This is a genomic window from Halobacteriovorax sp. YZS-3-1, assembly GCF_047084945.1.
GTDB classification, from domain to species: domain Bacteria; phylum Bdellovibrionota; class Bacteriovoracia; order Bacteriovoracales; family Bacteriovoracaceae; genus Halobacteriovorax_A; species Halobacteriovorax_A vibrionivorans.
On record NZ_JBKIYI010000002.1, the window covers coordinates 197,586 to 219,961 of the forward strand.

General features: G+C 35.4%; 20 protein-coding genes. 18 read left to right on the forward strand and 2 right to left on the reverse strand.

Annotated features, from left to right (window positions below; translation table 11 throughout):
- Positions 1-2 precede the first annotated feature (2 nt).
- The 7 genes from ACMAZI_RS10865 to ACMAZI_RS10895 all read left to right on the forward strand — a co-directional run bounded on the left by ACMAZI_RS10865 (position 3) and on the right by ACMAZI_RS10895 (position 9,702).
- A complete protein-coding gene (locus ACMAZI_RS10865) occupies positions 3-779 on the forward strand; it encodes a flagellar biosynthetic protein FliR (RefSeq protein ID WP_334678797.1) in 777 nt (258 codons plus the stop codon).
- A 12-nt stretch (positions 780-791) separates the two neighbouring features.
- Positions 792-1,868, forward strand: coding sequence for a flagellar biosynthesis protein FlhB (flhB, locus tag ACMAZI_RS10870; RefSeq protein WP_115361925.1), 1,077 nt, complete (start codon positions 792-794; stop codon positions 1,866-1,868).
- Between the two features lie 22 nt (positions 1,869-1,890).
- The gene (gene flhA, locus ACMAZI_RS10875) at positions 1,891-3,966 is read left to right on the forward strand and encodes a flagellar biosynthesis protein FlhA (RefSeq protein WP_115361924.1); all 2,076 of its coding nucleotides are present in this window, start codon (positions 1,891-1,893) and stop codon (positions 3,964-3,966) included.
- Position 3,967: 1 nt separating this feature from the next.
- On the forward strand, positions 3,968-5,443 hold the full coding sequence (locus ACMAZI_RS10880) for a hypothetical protein (RefSeq protein WP_115361922.1): 1,476 nt from the start codon (positions 3,968-3,970) through the stop codon (positions 5,441-5,443).
- A 49-nt stretch (positions 5,444-5,492) separates the two neighbouring features.
- A complete protein-coding gene (locus ACMAZI_RS10885; protein ID WP_115361919.1) occupies positions 5,493-6,401 on the forward strand; it encodes a MinD/ParA family protein in 909 nt (302 codons plus the stop codon).
- A gap of 16 nt (positions 6,402-6,417) precedes the next feature.
- Positions 6,418-7,203 carry a FliA/WhiG family RNA polymerase sigma factor gene (locus ACMAZI_RS10890; RefSeq protein ID WP_115361918.1) on the forward strand — a complete coding sequence of 262 codons (786 nt, stop codon included), beginning with the start codon at positions 6,418-6,420 and terminating at the stop codon, positions 7,201-7,203.
- Positions 7,204-7,401: 198 nt separating this feature from the next.
- On the forward strand, positions 7,402-9,702 hold the full coding sequence (locus ACMAZI_RS10895; protein ID WP_115361916.1) for a hypothetical protein: 2,301 nt from the start codon (positions 7,402-7,404) through the stop codon (positions 9,700-9,702).
- Positions 9,703-9,907: 205 nt separating this feature from the next.
- Here ACMAZI_RS10895 and coaE read toward each other — a convergent pair whose 3' ends face one another.
- Both coaE and mazG read right to left on the reverse strand, forming a co-directional pair.
- Positions 9,908-10,555: a dephospho-CoA kinase gene (gene coaE / locus ACMAZI_RS10900; RefSeq protein WP_412474088.1), complete on the reverse strand. Its 648-nt coding sequence runs from the start codon at positions 10,553-10,555 to the stop codon at positions 9,908-9,910.
- Position 10,556: 1 nt separating this feature from the next.
- Positions 10,557-11,363, reverse strand: coding sequence for a nucleoside triphosphate pyrophosphohydrolase (gene mazG / locus ACMAZI_RS10905; protein WP_115361912.1), 807 nt, complete (start codon positions 11,361-11,363; stop codon positions 10,557-10,559).
- A 65-nt stretch (positions 11,364-11,428) separates the two neighbouring features.
- Here mazG and ybeY point away from each other — a divergent pair, with 65 nt between their 5' ends.
- The 11 genes from ybeY to lpxB all read left to right on the forward strand — a co-directional run bounded on the left by ybeY (position 11,429) and on the right by lpxB (position 22,375).
- Positions 11,429-11,971 carry an rRNA maturation RNase YbeY gene (gene ybeY / locus ACMAZI_RS10910; protein ID WP_412474089.1) on the forward strand — a complete coding sequence of 181 codons (543 nt, stop codon included), beginning with the start codon at positions 11,429-11,431 and terminating at the stop codon, positions 11,969-11,971.
- Between the two features lie 17 nt (positions 11,972-11,988).
- A protein-coding gene (prfB, locus tag ACMAZI_RS10915; RefSeq protein ID WP_240406497.1) for a peptide chain release factor 2 occupies positions 11,989-13,102 on the forward strand; the annotation gives its coding sequence in 2 pieces (ribosomal slippage) (positions 11,989-12,060 and positions 12,062-13,102; 1,113 coding nt in all).
- 12 nt (positions 13,103-13,114) lie between these two features.
- Positions 13,115-14,308: an ABC transporter permease gene (locus tag ACMAZI_RS10920; RefSeq protein WP_115361908.1), complete on the forward strand. Its 1,194-nt coding sequence runs from the start codon at positions 13,115-13,117 to the stop codon at positions 14,306-14,308.
- Positions 14,309-14,965, forward strand: coding sequence for an ABC transporter ATP-binding protein (locus tag ACMAZI_RS10925; protein ID WP_412474090.1), 657 nt, complete (start codon positions 14,309-14,311; stop codon positions 14,963-14,965). It begins immediately after the preceding gene.
- A gap of 156 nt (positions 14,966-15,121) precedes the next feature.
- Positions 15,122-17,356 carry an outer membrane protein assembly factor BamA gene (gene bamA / locus ACMAZI_RS10930; protein WP_412474091.1) on the forward strand — a complete coding sequence of 745 codons (2,235 nt, stop codon included), beginning with the start codon at positions 15,122-15,124 and terminating at the stop codon, positions 17,354-17,356.
- A gap of 16 nt (positions 17,357-17,372) precedes the next feature.
- Positions 17,373-17,873: an OmpH family outer membrane protein gene (locus ACMAZI_RS10935; RefSeq protein WP_115361902.1), complete on the forward strand. Its 501-nt coding sequence runs from the start codon at positions 17,373-17,375 to the stop codon at positions 17,871-17,873.
- A 76-nt stretch (positions 17,874-17,949) separates the two neighbouring features.
- On the forward strand, positions 17,950-18,972 hold the full coding sequence (gene lpxD / locus ACMAZI_RS10940) for a UDP-3-O-(3-hydroxymyristoyl)glucosamine N-acyltransferase (RefSeq protein ID WP_115361900.1): 1,023 nt from the start codon (positions 17,950-17,952) through the stop codon (positions 18,970-18,972).
- 8 nt (positions 18,973-18,980) lie between these two features.
- Positions 18,981-19,457 carry a 3-hydroxyacyl-ACP dehydratase FabZ family protein gene (locus tag ACMAZI_RS10945; RefSeq protein WP_115361898.1) on the forward strand — a complete coding sequence of 159 codons (477 nt, stop codon included), beginning with the start codon at positions 18,981-18,983 and terminating at the stop codon, positions 19,455-19,457.
- Positions 19,458-19,474: 17 nt separating this feature from the next.
- Positions 19,475-20,278, forward strand: a complete 804-nt coding sequence (gene lpxA / locus ACMAZI_RS10950; RefSeq protein ID WP_233500256.1) for an acyl-ACP--UDP-N-acetylglucosamine O-acyltransferase — start codon at positions 19,475-19,477, stop codon at positions 20,276-20,278.
- 16 nt (positions 20,279-20,294) lie between these two features.
- On the forward strand, positions 20,295-21,242 hold the full coding sequence (locus ACMAZI_RS10955; RefSeq protein ID WP_412474092.1) for a Gfo/Idh/MocA family protein: 948 nt from the start codon (positions 20,295-20,297) through the stop codon (positions 21,240-21,242).
- A complete protein-coding gene (gene lpxB / locus ACMAZI_RS10960; protein ID WP_115361894.1) occupies positions 21,239-22,375 on the forward strand; it encodes a lipid-A-disaccharide synthase in 1,137 nt (378 codons plus the stop codon). The genes ACMAZI_RS10955 and lpxB overlap by 4 nt, the downstream gene beginning before the upstream one ends.
- The last annotated feature ends 1 nt before the right edge of the window (position 22,376 follow it).

Consider the following 22,376-nt stretch of genomic DNA (forward strand, 5'->3'; position numbering starts at 1 on the left):
ATATGACAATTCAAATCACTGACATTGTCCCTATAATCGCCTTTTGGTTAATCTTTACCAGATTACTTGCTATTAACTTTCAGCTACCTATTTATGATAACTTACCAATCCCAATGATGGTAAAGATCCTTTCAACTCTTGTTATGAGTTTTTGCTTCTTCCCATATATTCAAGGTGAAGTAGTAAAGGACATCATGTATGTGGGAAAAGATAACTTCTGGGCCCTCACTATTATTTACACACTCATTGGATTGATAATTGGATATTTGGTAAAATCAATCATGGGTATCTTCCTGTCAGCAGGTAGTATTATTACCCAGCAAATTGGATTTGCAGCGATTCGCTACTTTGATCCTTCTTCAGGTCAACAAGTGGGTCCTTTCGAAAAACTTATACAATGGACTGTTCTTGTAATGGTTATATCTTCCGGAGCACTTTTACCGATGTTTAAAGGGATTTTTCAATCTTTTTATTCAATTCATATCTACGATATGGGTGTCTTTGCGAAGTCTCATATTTTCTATATTGAAGCTTTTAAATCAATTTTTGTTGCTGCCATTATGCTTGCAACACCATTGATTTTTACAAATATGCTCATCAGTTCGATTCTAGGAATTATTGCTCGAACTGTACCACAAATGAATATCATTATGGTGAGCTTTGTCGTTAATATTGGCCTAGGTCTACTAGTATTCACGGCAACAAGCGATGAGTTCTTTCACGTTGCATTTAAGATGTATACGGAAAGATTAGGCGAGTGGTTTAACTTTATACTTTAAAGGAAGTAAGTCGTGGCCGAAGAAACAGATCAGGAAAAAACGGAAGATCCATCCCAGCATCGAATTGACGAATCGAAAAGAAAGGGTGAGGTCGCATCCTCAAAAGAACTAACCAGTGTGTTAGTACTGGCCGCCTGTATCATGACATTAGGTCTTTCTCTTCTTTTCATTTATCAAGAAATGGAAGAATTCATTAGATGGATTATGTATCTTGATCCAGCGACTGCCTTTACTGAAAAATCACTTAAAACAATTGCTAATAAAACAGCTTCTACGGCCCTTGTTTGTGCCGCTCCTGTTTGTCTTGTCGCTCTTTGTATGGGGATCGTTGCAAACGTAGCTCAAATCGGATTCATCTATGCTCCTGAAGTTTTAGAGTGGAAACCAGAAAGAATTGATCCAATCAAGGGAATAAAGAAACTATTCTCAATGAAAGCAGTTGTTGAGGCCGTTAAAGGTGTCTTAAAATTTGTTTTCATTCTAGGAATTGTATATTTCTATATGAAAGAAGATATTGCATCTTTTGTAGGTTTTCTTCATGTTGACTTCTTTCAAGCATTTGTAATCGGAAAAGATATTCTCATTAAGTTAGGTTTTGCAATCCTAGCAGGTCTTGTTGTTATTGCTATCGCTGATTTTGCTTATCAAAAGTATTCTCACAAAAAGAAACTCATGATGACAAAAGAAGAAGCAAAAAGAGAATCAAAAGAACAAGATGGTTCTCCTGAAGTTAAGCAAAGAATTCGTAGTATTCAAAGAGAGCAGGCCCAAAAGAGAATGCTTGCAGATATACCGACAGCAGATGTAATTGTCACAAACCCAACACATATCTCAATTGTTTTAAAATACGATCAAGAAAATATGGTGGCCCCTGGGGTTGTTGGAAAAGGTGCTGATCACCTTGCAATGAGAATTAGAGAAATTGCTAAAGAACACAATATTCCAATTGTAGAAAATGTGCCTTTAGCAAGAGCATTATATAAATCAGTAAAAGTTGGGGAAGGAGTTCCTCGCACACTTTATAAAGCAGTCGCTGAGGTATTAGCGTTTGTTTATAAGCTTAAGAGAAAGAATAAAGCTCTAAGTTAATTGAAGTATTAGGAAAAGTATCATGGATGGTATCTTTAAGAGATTAAAAGTATTAACTGAAAACTCAGATCTTGCAGTTGCAGTCGGGATTCTAGCTGTTCTTGCAGTCATGATTATTCCTGTTCCACCAATTGTACTTGATTTACTTTTAGCGACAACTCTTTCATTTTCAATCATTATTCTATTAGTTTCTGTTTATACAAAGAAGCCATTAGAATTTTCTACTTTTCCGGCGGTTCTACTTGTAACAACACTTTTTCGTCTCTCTCTAAACGTAGCATCAACTCGAAATATTTTACTTCGTTCTGGAAGTGAGGGGACAAGTGCTGCTGGTGAGATCATTAGAAGTTTTGGTGAATTCGTTGTTGAAGGGAACTTTGTTGTTGGTATCATCGTTTTTATCATCTTAGTAATTATTAACTTCATGGTAATCACAAAAGGTGCTGGAAGAGTTGCAGAAGTTGGTGCTCGTTTCACGTTAGATGCAATGCCTGGTAAACAGATGGCCATTGATGCCGATTTAAATGCCGGACTTATCAATGATGCTGAAGCAAAGCAAAGACGAGCTGAAGTTGCTGAAGAAGCTGACTTTTACGGGTCGATGGATGGTGCTTCCAAATTCGTACGAGGGGATGCCATTGCAGGTATTCTAATTACTGCTATTAATGTTATTGGTGGAATTATTGTTGGTGTTGGCCAATATAATATGAACTTTAGCCAAGCAGCTGAAACATATACTCTATTAACGGTAGGGGATGGGCTTGTTTCTCAAATTCCAGCTCTAATTATTTCAACTGCTGCCGGTATTATTGCAACAAGAAATACAAGTGAAGATAATCTTGGTGCTCAAATGAGTAAGCAATTTAAGCTTCACCCAAAAGCAATCTTAATTGCAGGTTGTGTGCTTCTTATTTTCTCACTTATTCCAGGACTTCCAAAGCTACCATTTATTGTTGTCGGTTTAGCTCTTCTTTTTGTTTCAAATAAAATGGAAAATGAAATTGCTCAGGAGAAAGTTGCCGCTGAATCAGTTGTTGAAGACGAGAAGAAATCGACTCCAGAGTCACTTGAGGATCTCCTTAATCTTGAACTTGTTGAATTAGAAGTTGGATATGGACTTGTAAATCTCGTTGATTCATCACAAAACGGTGATTTACTTGAGCGTATCACATATATGAGAAAGCAATTTGCTCTTGATTGGGGTGTTATCATTCCATCTGTTCGTATTAAAGATAACCTGGAACTTGCTCCAGGTGGCTACTCTTTAAAGATTAAAGGTGTCGAAATTGCTCAAGGTGAACTTGTTCCTGATCACTTCCTGGCCATGGACCCTGGTAGTGTTATTGAGAAAATTGATGGAATTGAAACAATTGAGCCAGTTTTCGGTCTTCCTGCCGTTTGGATTACAGAAGATCAAAAAGATGATGCAGGATTTAATGGTTATACAGTAGTAGACTTATCAACTGTTCTTGCAACTCACTTGACTGAAATACTCAGAACTAATTTACATGAATTATTTGGACGCCAAGAACTTGTTCGTGTTCTTGATAATTTTAAAGAACATTATCCAAAAATTGTTGCGGATCTCGTTCCAGATATTCTTCCTCTAGGAGCTGTTTTAAAGGTATTACAGAACCTTTTAAGGGAAAATGTTTCCATTCGTGACCTAAGAACGATCTTAGAGTCTTTATCTGAATATGGAGTGAAAATTAAGGATACAGATCTTCTGACAGAAAATGTCAGACAATCGTTATACCGCACTATCACTGAGTCTATTAAGTCTCCAAATGGTGATTTGCCGATATTTACGTTAGATCGTAAAATAGAAGAGCAGGTTGCTGGCAATCTCATACAAACAGAAAATGGTCAACAAGTTTCTTTAGACCCAAGAATTACCCAATCGATTTTGGCCAGTTTAAATGAGAAAATAGAGGAGGCAACGAATATGGGTGAAAAAATGGTTGTTCTATGTTCACCTGTTATCCGTGGCCACTTTAAGAAATTAACAGAAAAATTCATACCAAACTTAATTGTAGTAAGTCATAATGAATTAAGTCCAGATGTGAATATTAGATCGCTTGGAACGGTGAGGTTATAGGATGTACGTTAGGAAATTTGAAGCAGATTCTTTAGATGAGGCATTAGCAAATATTAAGGCCGAGCTAGGACCTGATGCAATTATTCTTAAAACACAGACGAATAAGGGAATAAAGGGTGCTTTCAAAAAGAAAAAAATTGAGATCACTGCTGCAATCTCTGAGAAGAACTACACGAAAAAAGCTCAAGTTGATAGCGTTTTAAATCCTGAACAAAAAGATTCTTTTTACCAAAATAACTCATCTTATATAGCAAATATGATAAATTCACATGATCAACATAAACAAAATCAAGGCACTAATGAAAATCCAATGGCCGGTTATGGAAGCCTTGGCTTAAACAAAAGTGTTAACTCTCTTGAAGAAAAATCGACTTCAAATTCTGCATCAGGACTTGATGATTTCTTAAGCTCTATTGATAGAGAAGAAGTTAAGAAAGCAACAGCTAATGCAGACTCTGAAAACTTCAATGATTTCTTAAATGGAGACTTCTCTCTTGATGATGAGATTGAAGTTGAGGAGCCAAAGGTTGCTCAAGCTAGACCAGCAATGCAAGACAATTATGTAACTGGTCCATCTACACCATCAATTAATAATGAAGAAGTAAATCATTTAATTGATTCACAAAGAAATAAAATCGATGATCTTGAAAAAAAGATTTATGAATTAACACAAAGTGTACAGGGGATGACTAAGCCGCAAGCACTTGGTGTTAAGGAAATGGTAACAATTTTTAGAAGTCTAGATATTGAAGAAAGATATATTCAAAAAATTGTTCGCAAAGCAAACTTTGATCTTTCTGATGATGATAAAGAGAATCCAGATACAGTTTTCGAATTTGCTCTTAAAGAGATGATGGGTGAAGTAAAGACGGCGATGCCACTTTTTTCTTCTGTCGATAACGAAGCTTCAAAGACTGTTACAGTATTAATCTCTGATGCTACTTGTGGGCAGAGCTCGATGTTAACGAAGCTTTCTGCTCTTAAAGATGATTCAGTGATTATTAGAAATAAGGGAAAAGTTGGATATAAAGATAATACTTCTTTCTCTGAAAAGTTCTTCAATGTTGAATCAAATGTGTGTGAAACAATTTCTGAAATCGTTGCGCAAACAAGAAAATCAATAGAAACCAAGAAAAATGTTTTTATCGACTACAAGGCAACAAATCAAGAAATCAATGAAATCAAGAAGTTCGTAGATGGCCTAAGACGTTCATTTGAAAATGTGGAAGTTTTAATCTGTCTTTCGGGAATCAACACAGAGTTGTATAATAGAAAAGTACTTAATCGTTATGCAAATATTGCTAACGGTCTCGTGGTGACGCATTTAGATCAGTGTTTAAATTATGGATCACTCTTTAATTTAGCAATTGATTTTAATTCGCTACCATATAAGTTTTTTGGAACAGGTGAGATTGTTCCAGATGACCTCGAAGCTGCAACTGCCGAAAGGATTTTGGCAGGAATATTTAAACTGTAGCTGATTTTATTTTTTATATTTAAATTTTAAGTTTTGTTTAGGAGACAGGATGTCCAGAAACGATCTTTCAACTTGGTTGATGTCACATAGAAGTGACAGCGATGAGATCTCTAATCTAGAAGATCTTAACGTAAAAGAATCTCTTAATTTAATCAGTGACGATTGCGAAATTATAGCTGTTGGTTCAGGAAAAGGTGGAGTTGGTAAAACAACGACAGCTTTGATGTTGGCCAATGAATTAAGTTCTAAAGGAAAACGTGTTCTTTTAATCGATTGTGACTACAATCTTTCTAACACGGCAGTTAAGCTAGGGCTTCCTTTAAATGACAACTTTTACTCCCTTATTTCTAATGAGAAGCCATTTGAAGAATGTGTCTATAAATTAGGTAATATAGATCTTCTAAGTGGATGTAATGGTAATAGCGATCTCTTTGAGAAATCTTTCTCTCACGATAAATTCATTATCGATATTATTGCTGAACATCGTACGGAATACGATCATATTATTCTTGATTGTCCAGCTGGTGTGAATAGGGAGACGATCAATCTTCAGGCCTATTCTGATTACCGATTCATGGTTGTAAATCCAGATCGTTCATCAATCACAGATACATACGCACTAATTAAAATTCTAAATCAAAAATACAATATCAAAGACAACCATTTAATCGTAAACAAAGTAGAATCGAATCAACAATACAATAAAGTTGTACGTTCGCTCGTTGATACTGTTTCAAGCTTTATGCAGGCAAACTTGAGTGTTTTAGGTGGGGTTAAAAATATCGAAATTCCATCTGATAAATTTGATCATGCACTTTTGAAAACGGAAAAGAATTCCCTTTCAAAATATTACACAAAGATCATTAATAAATTTTCCGACGAGGACGATAGTCGTATTACACCGGTAATCCTAAATGGATTTAGTGAGTCCGGAACTAGTCCACAACAGTTAGCCTAATCAAGGAGTGAGAGAGATGTCATCGTTGGCCAAAAAATTAAAGAATTTAAAAGACTACCGCTCAACAGTAGATCCAAAAGTAAAAGATGAAATCGTTGTGGAATATGCACCACTAATTAAATATATCGCACAGAAAATTGCTTCACGTCTTCCATCTAATATTGAATTAGATGATCTTATTTCATGTGGAGTTATCGGGCTAATGGATGCAATCGAGAAATTCGATCCAACTCGTGATAATAAATTTAAAACATATGCAGAGTTTAGAATAAGAGGAGCTATCCTTGATGAATTACGTTCACAGGACTGGGTACCTCGTTCAGTAAGAGAGAAGGCAAAGACTATTGATCGTGCTTATCAGAAGCTTGAATCAGAATTAGGTCGTCCTGCTACTGATGATGAAATGTGTAAGGAACTTGAATGTAGTAAAGAAGAGTTCCATGAAATGCTAAATAAAGCAAAATCAGTTTCAATCTTAAATATTGATGATTCGGCAACTTTTAATCGCAATGATAAGAGAGCAATGGCCGGTTTAAATGAAGACAGTAAATCAATGAATCCTTTTACTGCTGTTTCTAATAAAAACTTTAGAGATAAAATTAAAGAGGGTATTGAGCAATTACCTGAGAAACAAAGACTAGTACTATCACTGTATTATTATGAAGATCTAAATCTTAAAGAGATTGGTCAGGTATTAGATGTAACGGAATCACGTGTATCACAACTTCATACACAAGCTGTAATGAAGCTTAAAGCTAAGCTACAAAATATGTTTGAAGGTTATGAAGAACTAGTAAGCTAATAAAAAATAACAGATCAAAATAATCAGGCCCTCTTTGAAAGAGGGCCTTTTTTTTCCTATAAATTAAATGAATTAACCCTTTAAAAACCCGGCAAAAAATAGCATAATAGATGTAGAAATTCTTACGTTCACAGGAAGTGAAGGACCGTTAACATATGGAAGTGACTTTCCCTAGCCGCCATTTAGGAGATAAATAATATGAAGCTTCGTTTCAGCAAGCCGTTGTACATCTATTTCTCAGTTTCTCTTATTCTAACGACAGCTCTTATATCCGCTGGTGTATGGACCTTTTGGAAAAAAGGACCTGCTAATTTTGAAAGAATGACGATGATCTATGAATCGACTTCAAAATTTGATGAAGTTAAAAATTCAAATGCCCTAACAAGTATTAAAGAGCTTGTTCGAGTTGATCGTACGAAAGAAGCGATCTCAGAATTTGAAAGATTTGAAGCAGGTGTAAATGAATTAAATAATATTGCTAATATTGAAGAATATGAAGCTTTGAATGAGAACTTCTCTAATTTGAAAAAGAAGTTAAATGATATTACAGCTTCTGCAAACAAGTCGACATTGATTAATGTTTTAAGAACAAAGGTGATTGGTTTTCAAAACTTTGTTGTCCATAACCAATGGCGTACATTAACAAGAGTTTCAACAAAGATTAAAACAAAAATCTCGGTAGGCACAACAAAGAGTTCTAACTTTTATACATATTCAAATTTAAAGAAATTACATCAGTCGATTTCATCAGATGTTAATTATATGGAAAGAGTAACAATGAGATCGGTATTATCTGATGAAGATAAGAACTTGATTGTTATCCGACTTGGGACATTAAAAACAGAATTAAATCTCTTAAAAAGATCACTAGACTCTCTTAGAGATTTTGGATCAATTTGGAACTCAACAAATGAATCATATAAGATTTGGAGTGAGAAATTTGGTCCAAAACTTACTTACCAAAAAATTGAATTAAATGAAGCTTCTAAAACTACGCTATATGGCCTAATTGCAATCGTTGGTATCCTTACTCTCGTATTTGCAGGTGGAATATTTATGGTTGCCTACACTGAGAGAAGGGCATCAAAGATCTTAGAAAAAACTTCTCTAGATCTTATCAAAGATGGAGTTATTCCAGTCAGTGCAAAATTAGAAGGGGAATGGTCTCATTTATTTAAAGAAGAAATTGAAAAGTATCGTGGTTATATTCATAAGAGAATGAGCTTTGGATCAATCTTTCAAGACGCAATGCCATTTTCTTCTTTATTACTTGATTCAAACTTAAATGCTGTTTGGGCAAACTCATTATTTTATGAGCATTGGAGTATTGATAATACTAAAAATGATCACAGTATTACTTGGGACTATCTAAGCACATTTACAAACCTCGGTGAAAACGATCCTGTTATTAGTGCTGTAAGAGATGGTATTGCTGGAATTTATCAAATTCAGGTAAAAACAGAAAATGATAAAGAAGCTGCTCCTTTTGAAATGTATGTTTCACCGGTTGAATATGCAGATCAAAAAAGAATTATGGTCATCTTCTATCCATTAAGAAGTTTAGAAGAGACTTTAACAAATCAAATGAAATCAGTCGTCTCACCGGTGTGTAAGTCTCTTGATGCTTTAGTTGAAGCTAGCTTCTCAGGTGAGTTAAAAGAAAAGTTAAAACAAGACTTCTCTGCTGCTGGTATTGATAATGTATATAATAAATTCACAAAAGTTAACGATCACTTCTTAAGTCAAAAAGCATCTTTCTTAAAAGAGGTAGAGCTTCTTGAAAATAACTTATTTGAACAATATAAGATAATCGATGATGTAAGAATTATTTTTGAAGGTCAAAAGGACTTACAAAAAGAAGCGATTAATAAGTTCAAATCTGCTAAGGATAAGATTGTATCAGTAGTTGAGATGAGAGCTAAGTTTGAAGAAATGAATCGTTACATGGTGGAGATGAGTAATCGTCTTTTCAATGAAGAGATTGAATTAGCGACTCGTTCAAGTGAGATTGTTGAAATTATAAATGAAAATAAGGCTGCCTTTGCTGGCCTTGTTAAATCTCGTGATCAATTTAAGTCACTTAAATCACAAGTTGAACTCTTTAGAGCACGAAGTTCACAAATCGTTGATCAAATTCAAAGAGGTGTAGCGACAGATGCTACAATTGAAAAATTTGCAGGTGAGCTTAGGGACTTTAATTCAACTCTAGGAAACTTCTCAAAGGTATCAACTCAATTAGATGTTGGTCTTTCTAAGGTTCAGATTATTATGGACAGTAAAGAAGTTCCTGATGTTGGAGCAATTAAAGAGACATTTAAAACAATCAGAGGCGAAATGAATGAAGTTTCAACGCAAACTCAACAATTATCTCGTTTCGCTCAAGAAGAAGATGAAGAATTAATTTCATCACTTAGAGGACTTTATGGAAGTTTCCAAAACTTAAGAACTCAAAATGGTGAAATTGAAAATACTGTTGCTGACAGTCACCCTATTATTTAAGCAACCGCAAAATTGCCTGGCTCAGGCCAGTCTATTGTTTGCGGTGCTAGCTCCCCATATCTTTAGCTAGAAAATAATATTCAACAAGCCGGGTTCAAGCCCGGCTTTGTTGCCTCAGGAGCAATGGGAAAGCAGTCGCAAAAAAAAGCGACACTTTAGCGAAGCTAAAGTTAGTCCAACCCAAACTAATTTTAGGACCGCGTAACTAAAAGTCAAAATGATCTAAGAATTGTTTTAAATTAAGATCCTCAGCGCTGCCAGAGTTATCAATGACATAGTCAGCAAGTTTGGCCTTCTCTTCAATATTGATCTGTTTAGAAAGGATCTTACAGGCAAGGTCCTTTTCGATTCCATCACGTGCCATTAAACGCTCTACTTGTTTTGCTCTTGGGCAATACACCACGACTTTGAAATCAATAAATGGTGCAAGGTTTTTTTCAAATAAAAGAGGAACGTCGTAGATTATAACCTTTGGAGAACCAAGGTCTTTATATGCATTGAGAAATATCTCAGGTAGTTGGCGATAGATTAAACTTTCGATATCGTTTTGAATTTGAATATCTTGAAAGAAGTATTCTCGAAGGAGTTTGAAATTAATTTCATCCTCTTCGTTAATTACTTGTGAATAATACTTTTTTAAATGCTCTATAGACTCTTTAGATTTGTAGACTTCTTTAACCAATGCATCTGCATCAATAATAGGAAAGTTCTTTTCTTTTAGAATTTTTGAGACTGTTGACTTTCCTGTGGCAATTCCACCAGTAAGACCAACAATTGGGCATGGCATTTCGTAAAGACGCTTGTCTTTTTTTAGAGAAATATATTTCTTTTTTAATTTAATGGATGATTTCATATTATTTATTTTTTTCAATCTCTTTTACACGAGACCAAAGTCCTTCTAGTTCTTCTTGTGAACTTTCTCGAATCGCAATACCTTCTTGTCTTGCAATATCTTCTAATTGATTAAATCTTCTTTTGAACTTAAGGTTGGCCTCTCTAAGAGTCATTTCTGGATCAAGATCCAGGTGTCGTGCTAACTGAGCAACTGAAAAAAGTAAATCACCCATCTCTTCTTGAACACGTGCCTTATTTAAGTCGCGTCCTGGAGTTAACTCTTCTTTAAGCTCTTGCCACTCTTCTTCTACTTTATACATAACCTGAGAGTATTCTTCCCAGTCAAAGTTTATTTTACTTGTCTTCTTTCCAATCTTTGCTGAACTTGTCAGGGCCGGAAATGATAGAAGCTCATCGCATATTTCATACTTCTTTAGACTTTCTTCTTGGGCCTTCTCAGCTTTCTTGATGGCCTCCCAATTGTCTTTGATTTCTTTAATATCGCGGGCCTTATTATTCGTAAAGACATGAGGATGGCGTCTTACCATTTTGTCAGCGATAGTTTTAGCAACAGAATTAAGATTAAATTTTCCTTCTTCACTAGCTAGTTGAGAGTGGAGCACGACTTGTAGGAGAACATCACCTAACTCGTCTTCCATTTTTCTATAGTCACCATCTTCCACGGCGTGCATGTATTCGTAAGATTCTTCCATTAAATATTTAAGAAGTGACTTATGAGTTTGTTCCAAATCCCATGGACATCCATCTTTAGGATCTCTTAATTTGGCCACAACCTCTTTTAATCTTTCCATTTCGCTTAGTGACATAATCTAGCCTTGGTAATATAATCTAATAACTGAATATTACACCCAGAATGAAGAGATTGGAAATAATGGCCTACACTAAAACCATTCAAATTGATAAATCAAAATTGGTTATTCACTTAACAGATAACGCTAGGTCTAAATGGGGATTAGAAGCATGTGAAAAGATGATGCAGGACTCACTAAAGGTCTTAAGTAATTTCCTTTTCTCAAAGAATACTTGTTTAGATAAGAAGATTCATCAAGAAATAGAAGTCGATCTTCACTTCTGTGGCGATAAAAGAATGCGTCAAATTAATAGTGAGCATCGCAACAAAGACAAGACCACTGATGTCTTGTCGTTTCCAATGTATGAAAGCCTTAGACCAGACAGTACGGATTTCGTTCTACCTGGACCTGTAATGCTTGGTGATATCATCATCAGTCGCAATGTCGCTAGGAAACAAGCACGTGAATTTAACTTAAGTCTTGAGCAAGAGGTTATTCACTTATTTTGTCACGGACTCCTACATTTGTTAGGATATGATCACGAAATATCTGAAAAAGAAGAAGAGATTATGGAGTCGCTTGAAAAAGAGATTCTCTTAAAAATAAAAAAGGCAAGAAATTAATGGAAGAGAGTACACGTATTGGCCTTAGTGAGAAAAAATCACTCATGGCGGATTATAAGGATAAATTAGAAAGTCTTAGGAGGTCACTTTGATGTAGACCAAAAGTCTGCACGTATCAAAGAGATTCAAGAGATGGAAGCAATGCCTGGCTTCTGGGATGACAATACTAACGCAACAAAAGTTCAAAAAGAAAAAAACCTCTTAGAGGATGTCACAAATACATATACAAAATTAAAAGATCTATACGATGAGTTCGATATTCTACTCGAATATGCTGGAGAAGGTGATGAGGAATCAGCAGAAGGTGCAATAAGCATTGCTGATGAATTCGTCGATGCTTTCAATAAAGCTGAACTTAAAGTCTTACTTTCAGATGATGCCGATTCAAATAATGCAATTGTAAGTATTAATGCTGGTGCAGGTGGGACTGAATCATGTGATTGGGCAAGTATGTTATTTCGTATGGTCAATCGTTGGGCCGAACAAAAGAAATTTAAGGTTCAGGTCTTAGATGTACAAGATGGAGATAGTGCTGGGATTAAATCTGCAACTATGCTCATTGAAGGAAATTACGCTTACGGAAATTTAAAGTCTGAAACAGGAGTACATCGCCTTGTTCGTATTTCTCCGTTTGATTCAGCAAATCGTAGGCATACTTCTTTTGCTTCAATTTTTGTTTCACCAGAAGTTGATGATGATATCGAAATTGAAGTGGCCGATAAAGATATTCGTATTGACGTGTATCGCTCAGGTGGTGCTGGTGGACAGTCTGTAAATACGACAGATTCTGCGGTTCGAATTACACACCATCCAACAGGACTCGTGGTAACATGTCAGAACGAGCGTTCACAACTTCAAAATAAGATTCAAGCAATGAAAGTTTTAAAGTCTCGTCTCTATGAACTTGAGCTTGAAAAGCAAAGAGCTGCGGCCGCTGAAGAAGAGGCCAATAAGAAAGAAATTGGTTGGGGAGCTCAGATTCGCTCTTATGTTCTTCATCCATATAAAATGGTTAAAGACCACCGAACAAATTTCGAATCTTCTCAAGCTGAAAAAGTACTTGATGGGGATATTGATGGATTCATGGATGCATTCTTAAGATGGTCTGTTGATGGTAAGAAAGAAGGATAAGGAAATATAGCATTGAACTTTTTTTATCTTTTAAAAGATTTCCAATTACTCTTTTTTCGTGATCGTTCTTCACGTTACTTTATTTCTGCTACTATACTTGGCCTAATGTTTTCGTTGGCCGTTATTCTATGTAGTCTTGCTCTAATGGATGGTTTTGGGGTGACTCTTAAGAAATCTTTAAATGCAGGTAGTGGAGAAATCATTCTTACTGCAAATAGTGGTTTTTTTGAGTTAAATGAAAATGAAGTAAAAGACCTGAATAACTTTCCAATTCAAACTAAAATACCAATGCTTCGTACACAATCATTTGCAAATAAAGACGAAAAAGGAAAAGCTGTCTTTGTTGTCGGTGTTGATGAAGGTGTGGAAAAACTTGATAATGGCCTATTCATGCCAAAAGAAAATGAAGTTATTATCGGGGATCTGTTGGCCGAGAATTTGGGGGTCAAAAAGGGAGATACTCTCAAGTTTAGTTTTTCTGCTGGGAAACTAGGAGAGAGGTATCTTCCCACAAATGCTGTTTTAAGAGTTGTTGATATTATTCCGTTTAAAATTCATGAATATCGCAATCGTTTTGTTTACGTGAATTTAGATCATATTCAAAAGCTTCTTGGAGTTGGGAAAAAGATTAATATCATGAGCCTCAGGCTCGATCCCGAATACCGCACAATTAATAAGATAAATGAAGTCGTCTCAGATATGAGAAGTGTCTTCTATTATGAATTTACAGTGGCCCCTTATTGGAGTGACTTTGCAACATTTTTAAAAGCGGTTGAATTTGAAAAGTATATGATCTCAATTGTCTTTTCAATTGTTGTCATCTTGGCAATATTTAATTGCCTGGCCTTTATCATCTTTTCTAAGGAAAGAAGATCTCAAGAAATATTCTTATTATATGCGATTGGATTGTCTCCAAGTAAGTTTAAGACTCTTTGGGTTGTTCAAAATGTTGGCATCTGGCTTTTGGCATTTTTAGGTTCTTTAATTTGTGTTGAAATCTTTGATTATCTTTTAGGGACTTTAGATATTTTCTCATTACCGACAAATGTTTATCACTTAAGCCGTATTGAGTTGTATCTGGCCTTCAAAGATATTTTCGCTGTTGGGGCCATCTCATTAGCTCTTATATTATTTTTAACTTATCTCGTTCTAAAGAGATTAGATTCTAAATCAATGGCCCAAGGCCTGAGAGAGGAGTTTTCATAAATGGCTGTTTTAAATGTAAAGAATGTTCAAAAAGACTTTGGAAACTCACATATCTTAAAAGGTGTGGATCTTTCACTTAGTGAGGGAGAAAGATGTGTCATCAAAGGTTCATCTGGTTGTGGTAAATCAACACTGCTTTATTTGATTGGTGGTCTTGAGAATATTACTGCAGGAGAAATTACTGTCGATGACCTCAATATTGGCAAATTAAATGACGCGGGGCTTGCGAAATATCGTAATTCTAAAATAGGATTTGTTTTCCAATTTCACTTTCTTCTTTCATCACTAACTTGTTTGGAAAATATTTTATTGCCAGCAAGACTAGGTGGGCACAGTGTGTCGAAGACGAAGAAGTATATCGAGTCTTTAGCAAAGGCCCTGGGTGTCCAGGAGTGTCTTAAAAGATACCCATTTGAGATCTCAGGTGGCCAGCAACAGCGTATTAACCTGATACGTGCTCTATCACTTAAGCCTAAGATGTTACTATGTGATGAGCCTACAGGTAATCTCGATTCGAAAAACTCTAAAATCGTAGCGGATCTAATTTTTAATCTTTCAAAAGAATTGGGAACAACACTTCTTGTTGTTACTCACGATGAGGAAATGGCCGCTAAATTTGAGAGAACTCACACGATGGTGGATGGAATATTGCATTAAAACGCAATTTTGTGTCGCACTGTGTTCGTTTTTCTTTTTGTAACTTTGTAAGATTGTTGATATTTTTTTACTCAAGTATTTTTTGTCAGCATGCACACAAGACAAAATCACGGAGACTGAATGATTAACTCTTGGAAGAGTTTTATATATATTATTGTGTTTACAATAACCTTCAATGTTATTGCAAATGAAATAGGTCCTACTAAACGTCTGTTTAAAATTTCAGATGTTCAAATTCAAGGTCTAAAGAAAGTAGAGAAAGAAGCTGTTCTTGATAAGCTTCGCGCGCGTAAAGGTCTTACCCTGACAAATGAGATTCTCTTTAACGATATCGAGACTATTTATAACTTAAAATATTTTGAATCAGTTGAAGCTCACCAAGAGGGACAGAAGCTAATTTTCAAAGTTGTAGAAAAGCCAATTGTGGCAAAGATCATTTTTAAAGGAAATGATGAAGTTGATAAAGATGATTTGAGTGAAGGTCTAAAAACCAGAGAATACTCAATCCTTGATGTTAACTCAATACAGGCCGATGTTCGTAAGATGGAAAAGACTTACGAAGAAAAGGGCTTCTACCTTGCAAATGTTTCATATGAAATTAGAAGAGTTAACAATGAGAATGTTCATCTAATTTATCATATCAGTGAGTACGATAAAGTTCGTGTTAAAAAGATTACCTTCCTAGGTCTTACAGCGTTTGCTGAAGAAGAACTTAAGTCAATAATGGAAACAAGAGAGGAGAGTCTCTTCTCGTTCCTATCGGGTTCTGGAAACTTTAAAGAGCTAAACTTTAAAACAGATATTGAGCGTCTTAAGTACTTCTATTCAACGAAGGGTTACTTACAAGTTAATGTGGCAGTTCCGGAAGTTACAGTTTCAGAAGATAAGAAATGGGTCTTTATTACTGTAAAAATTAAAGAGGGACCAAAGTTTGAAGTACGTGATATTTACTTCCAAGGTGAGCTTCTTTTTACAGAAGAAGAGCTTCTTGAAAAAACTCAGCTTAAGGCCGGAGAAGTTTATTCTGAGGAATTACTTCGAAAAGATATTCAGCGTCTAACAGAATCTTATCAAGATCTTGGTTATGCTTTTGCCAACGTTATTAGAAATATTCAATTAGTTCCAGGTGAGAATCGAGTTGATATTCAATACTCTTTTGAGAAAGGAAAGCTTGCAAAGTTTGGTCGTATCTCAATTACTGGTAACTCAAAAACTCGCGATAAAGTTGTTCGTCGTGAATTAAAGATTCATGAGGGTGGCAAATATTCTGGTACAGGCCTTAGAGAATCTAAAGAGAATGTTAATCGTTTAGGTTTCTTTGAACCAGGAAGTGTTGTTTTCAATACTGTTTCAGCTCCGGGACAGGATGATGTTCTCGATGTTGAAATTAGTGTTAAAGAGAAAAGTACTGGACAGATTTCAGTTGGAGCCGGTTATTCAACTGCAACAGGTGGATTCTTCCAAGCCTCTGTTTCTCAAAATAACTTTAGAGGACTAGGGCAACAGCTTTCATTCTCTACCAATCTTGCAAAAGAAACACAGAACTTCTCTCTGTCATTTACTGAACCTTACTTTATGGACTCTAAGTGGACTTTAGGTGGAGAGATTTTTAGAACAGTCGATACACAACTTGACTCATATGATTATAAGAAACATGGTTTTGCAGCTCGAGTTGGTTACCCAATTTTTGAATACACAAGACTTTATACTACTTATAAACTTGAAGAAACTGAACTTACAGATATCAAAGACCAAACGGTTGATGAAAATGAAGCGGGTGTTACTTCTTCTGCAAGAGTTGCTGTTGTTAAAGACAAGCGAAATAACCGTTTTGAGCCAACTGATGGTTATTACTGGAATGTGGCAACAGAGTACGCAGGTATAGGTGGTGACAAGAAGTGGTGGAAGAATGAAATTGATATTCGTTACTTCTATCCTGTTTGGAAAGAGTTAGTCTTTAGAAGTCGTCTATATACTGGTAAAATTGAAGACAAGGGTGTTCCAATTCCACGAAATGAGAAATTCTCACTTGGTGGTGCAAGAAACTTAAGAGGGTACGATATCGAAGATATTGGACCTAAGGAGACGGCAAAGAACTCAGATGGTGAAGATGAAGAGTTTAATATTGGTGCTCCATTTACGGCATTTACAACTCTTGAGTTAGAGCATCCTCTAGCAAAAGAAGCGGGACTTAAGTTTGTTACTTTCTTTGATGCTGGTACTGCTGCTGATTTCAACAATGTTGATAAAATATATATGGATTATGGGTTTGGTTTCCGTTGGTTCTCACCAATTGGTGTACTAAGGTTTGAGTGGGGTATTCCTATCAACCCTGATGAGGACATGAACGGCGGGACAAAATTCCATTTTGATATTGGGCAATTATTCTAATTCGTAAGGAGACGATATGAAAAACTTATTAATGGTTGGATTACTTTTTTCTTCTTTAACTGCAAGTGCGATGAATATTGGGCGAGTTGATGTTCAAAAAGTTCTACTATCTGTTAAAGAGTCAAAGCAAATTAAGGACAAGCTGCAAAAAGAAATCGATAAGAAGCAAGCCGAACTTAAGAAAGAAGAAGAATCTCTAGTAAAAGAGAAAGAGAAGTTTGAGAAACAAGCTCTTGTTATGAATGAGAAAACAAAGCAGAAGAAAGGTCAGGAGCTTCAAAAGAAATTCTTCACTTTTCAACAAAAAATGCAAAAGTATCAGGGTGAGCTTGCTAAGATGGAACAAAGTGCAAAAGGTCCTATCTTAAATAAAATTAAAGCTGTTGTTGAAGAAGTTTCTAAAAAGAAAGGTCTTGATTGGACATATGAAACATCAACAACTCCAATTCTTTACATTAAGAAAGTTACTGACATCACAAATGATGTTATTACAGCTTACGATAAGAAACATAAGTAATTTTTTACTGATATAGACTCTTTTAAGGGAATACTTCATGTATTCCCTTTTGTCGTTTTAAAGGAGGAGGTAAAAAGTGAAAGTTAGTCTTGAAAGCCTCATCAAAAATGATTCAGATTTAAAGTTATTAGCAGGAAATAAAGATTTATCTTTGAATAGTATTTCTTCAATTGAGGAAATTAATGATGAAGAGGTCTTATTTTTAGGAAATAAAAAGTTCTTTAAAAAATATCAACAGGCCAAAGTCGAAAATAAAATTGTAATTATTATCGATGAAAAGCTTTATGAAGAATTAGACCAAGAAGATAGAGAGTCTCTCTCAAATAATACACTTGCTCTGTTAACTTCTAGTAATATTCCAATTTCAATTACAAAAGCATCAAAGGTTTTCTATGAAAAGCAAAGAGGTAGTATTGCTTTTGAGCTTGATGGTAGAAAAGATGGAAGTGCTAAAATTCACCCTTCTGTAAAAATTGCTGAAGGTGTTTTCATCGGCGAAAATGTCGAAATTGAAAGCGATTGTTTTATCATGCCTGGTTGCGTGATTATGCCAAATGTTAAAATCTCTCAGGGAACGACTCTTTATTCAAATGTGACAATTTATCCCGAAACTGTCATTGGAAAGAATTGTCGAATCCATGGAGGAACTACTATTGGTAGTGATGGCTTTGGTTATAATTTCCATCAAGGCGTTCATCATAAAATCTGGCACTTCGGTGGAGTTCTTATTGGTGACGATGTGGAAATCGGTGCGAATTCTTGTGTGGATCAAGGAACATTTACACCGACACGTATTGGAAGTGGAACTAAAATAGATAATCATGTTCAAGTTGGTCATAATGTTCAACTTGGGAAAGGTGTAATTCTGTGCGGACAGGTTGCAATCGGTGGAAGTACAAAGATAGGTGATTATGCTGTCTTTGGTGGTAAGTCTGCTGTCGCTGACAACTTAGAAGTAGGAATGGCCGCTCAGATCTCTGGTGGATCAACTGTTATCGGTAATGTGGCCGCGCAGGAAACTGTTGGAGGTTATCCTGCAAGGCCAATGCGTGAATTTTTAAGATCAATTGCCTTTATTAGAAAGAATATTAAAAGGTAGGTAAGGTTATGCATTTAAGCAAAGAAGAAGTAATGAAAATTCTCCCTCACAGGGAACCGTTTTTATTTGTTGATGAAATTACAAGTGTTGAAGCGACTGGTGAGGTCAATGATATCAAAGATCTAGTTGGTGCTGTTGTTAAAGGAAATTATACAACGAGAGAAGACCATCCAATTTTTGCTGGTCACTTCCCTGGGAATCCTATTCTTCCAGGTGTTGTTCAAGTTGAAATGATGGCCCAGTTCACTTCATTCCAGTTAAAACTTTATTATAAAAATTTAGAAGAAGGTGACTTCGAAGTTGCGCTATTATCAATTGAGGGTGCAAAATTTAGAAAGCCTGTCTATCCAGGGATGAGATTAGAAATTGAGACTGTTTGTACAAAAATGCGAACAGGGTTTTTACAAAATGATTGTAAGATTTTTCACAATGGAGAATTAATGAGCCAGTGTCAGGTCTTAGCAACTTTTAAAGTTAAAGAATAACAAGCAAGGAGCTCATTATGAGTGATATGAATGAAAGATTCCATCCGACTGCACTTATTTCTGAAGGAGCAGAGATTGGAGAGGGGACAACAATAGGTGCATATTGCATTATTGGTCCAAATGTAAAGATTGGAAAAAACTGTGAAATTAGAAATCACGTTATTATAAATGGTCATACTAAAATTGGTGACAATAATAAGTTTTATCAATTTTGCTCTATTGGTGAAGAACCACAAGACTTAACTTATAAAGAAGATCCAACAGAAGTTGAAATTGGTGATAATAATGTAATGAGAGAATATGTCTCAATTCACCGTGGAACGATGAAGGATCGCCAAAAAACATCTCTAGGTAGTAATTGTCTTCTTATGGCAAAAGTTCACCTGGGTCACGATGTAGTTGTTGGGGATCGAGTAATCATGGCCAACTCGACAAACCTCGCAGGTCACGTAAAAGTCGGTAATAAAGTTATTATTGGTGGTGGAACAAATATTTCACAATTTGTTAAAGTTGCAGAGGGAGCATATATCGGTGGTGCTTCTGCAATTGATAAAGATATTCCTCTTTATTGTACTGCTTATGGAAATCGCGCAAAGCTTCGTGGAATCAATATTATTGGTCTTCGTCGTGCTGGAGTAGAAAGAAATGCTATTTCAGAAATCGTTGATTTCTTCCGTGATATGGAAGCTTCTACGTATTCTCCTCGTACATTTGTTGAAACAGAAGAGCTTATGAAGCCATATGCGAATAATGAAATTATTGCACAAATTAAAGAACATATTATTTCGACGAAAATGGGAATTGCACCATTTTTAACTTAAGAACTAGGTTTTAATTATGACAAAAGTAAAAGTTGCTTCAATCGGATTTGGTCACCTCGGACAGTGGCATGCTCAGAAGGCCCATCAATTAGATGGATGTGAACTGATTGCTATTGTAGAGCCTTATGAGCCGAATCAGAAAAAAGCACAGGAAAAATATCCAGAAACCAAAATTGTTTCAGATATCAAAGAAGTGATGAATGAGATTGATGCTGCTGTTATTGCAACACCTACAAGTTATCACTATGAAATAGCTAAAGGCCTCCTTGAAAATGGAAAACATGTTTTTTGTGAAAAACCTGTAACGGTAACAGTTGAAGAAGCTAAGGAATTAAAAGAACTAGCTTCTAAAGCGGGTGTTAAGTTACAAGTTGGACATAGTGAAAGATGTCACCAAGTTTGGGAGAGATTAGAAGAGTTTAGTGAGATCGTTAAAAATAATAGCGTCGCAACTATTGTAAGAAATTCTCCTTTTAAAGGAAGGGCCGCAGATGTTGGAGTTGTTGAGGACTTGATGATTCATGATCTCGATCTTGCTCTGATGTTATTTGGTAAGCCTAAGTCAATTAGAGCTTATGGAATGAAGGTTCTCACTGATAAATTTGATCATGTTAAAGCACTATTAAATTACGGTCATTCTGTTGTAACAATTGAGAACTCTCGAAATGATGTAAAGACAGAACGAAGTGTTCAGCTAAATTCAGCTAATGGAATCTTAAGAGTCGATCTTCTAAATAATAAAGTTTCTTATTCAAAAGATATTAAATCTGATAGCGAACAAGAAATTCACGAGTTTGACTATGAGAAGAGAGATCATCTCTATATTGAGCAAGAAAAATTCTATAATTCAATTACAAATAATACTGAAGAATTTGTAACAATTGATGATGGGATTGCTGCAATGGAATTAATTGCTGCCGTAAATACTTCATTGAATGAAAACAAAGAGGTTAACTTAGTTTGAAAAGCTGTCTAATTATTGCTGGTGAGAAATCTGGTGAAGAACATGCAATGACATTTCTTCCGTCCCTTAAAGAAGGGGCTTCGGATATCCATTTCTATGGAGTAGGCGGTAGTCAGATGAAAGAGTCTGGCGTTGAACTACTATATGAATTAAAGGACTTCTCAACTTGGGGAGTCACTGAAGCAATACGAAAGGTTCCTTTTTACTACAAGGCATATCGTCATCTTATCGATGAAGTAAAGAAGAGAGATACTAAGGTTGCTATACTGATTGATTTTCAAACCTTTAATCTAAAGTTAGCAATGAAACTTGAGAAATTAGGTGTAAAAGTTCTCTATTATGTTGCACCTCAGGCATGGGTTTGGAAAGAATGGAGAACGAAGTATCTCCAACAATCTGTTGATACGCTTTTTTGCATCTTACCCTTTGAAAAAAAGTGGTTTATGGATCGTGGTGTAAGTAAGGCCATTACAATTGAGCATCCTCTTTTGAAAAAGACAAAGCCGCTTCTTAAAGATTTTACACGCAGAAGTGTAGACTTTAAGAACGAAGAATTTAACTTACTTCTTCTTCCTGGTAGTCGTCGGTTTGAAATTGAATTTATGCTTCCAGAGTTCATAAAGGCCGTAAGAAATCTAAAAAAGAAATATAATTTTAACTTAACTATTGTTAAGGCAAGCTCTGTTGATAATGAACTCTTCTCTCGTTTTGAAGGTGAGTTTGATAAAATTTATCGTGATGATCAACTAGATGAAGCATTAAAAGAAGCAGATTTTTCTTTTGCAACTAGTGGTACGGTAAATCTCTCACTTGCCTTATATGGTGTACCAAGTGTTATTTCTTATGATTTAAATTTACTCAATACTTTTATTGCAGAGAATATCGTAAAATATAAGGGTTTTGTTTCAATACCTAATCTCATTCTCGGACATGATGTCTATCCTGAGTTATTAGGAGATGCTTTTGGCCATTATAATTTAGAGAGGAAGGCAAAAGAGTTATTTGAAAATAAAGAACGTTATGAGTTTGTTATTAATGAACTCAAGAAAGTAAAAGAATTAACTGAGGGAGAGGATATTGAGATCTCTCAGTATTTGATTGATAAGCTTAAGCAAGCTTACCCTGAAGGATAAT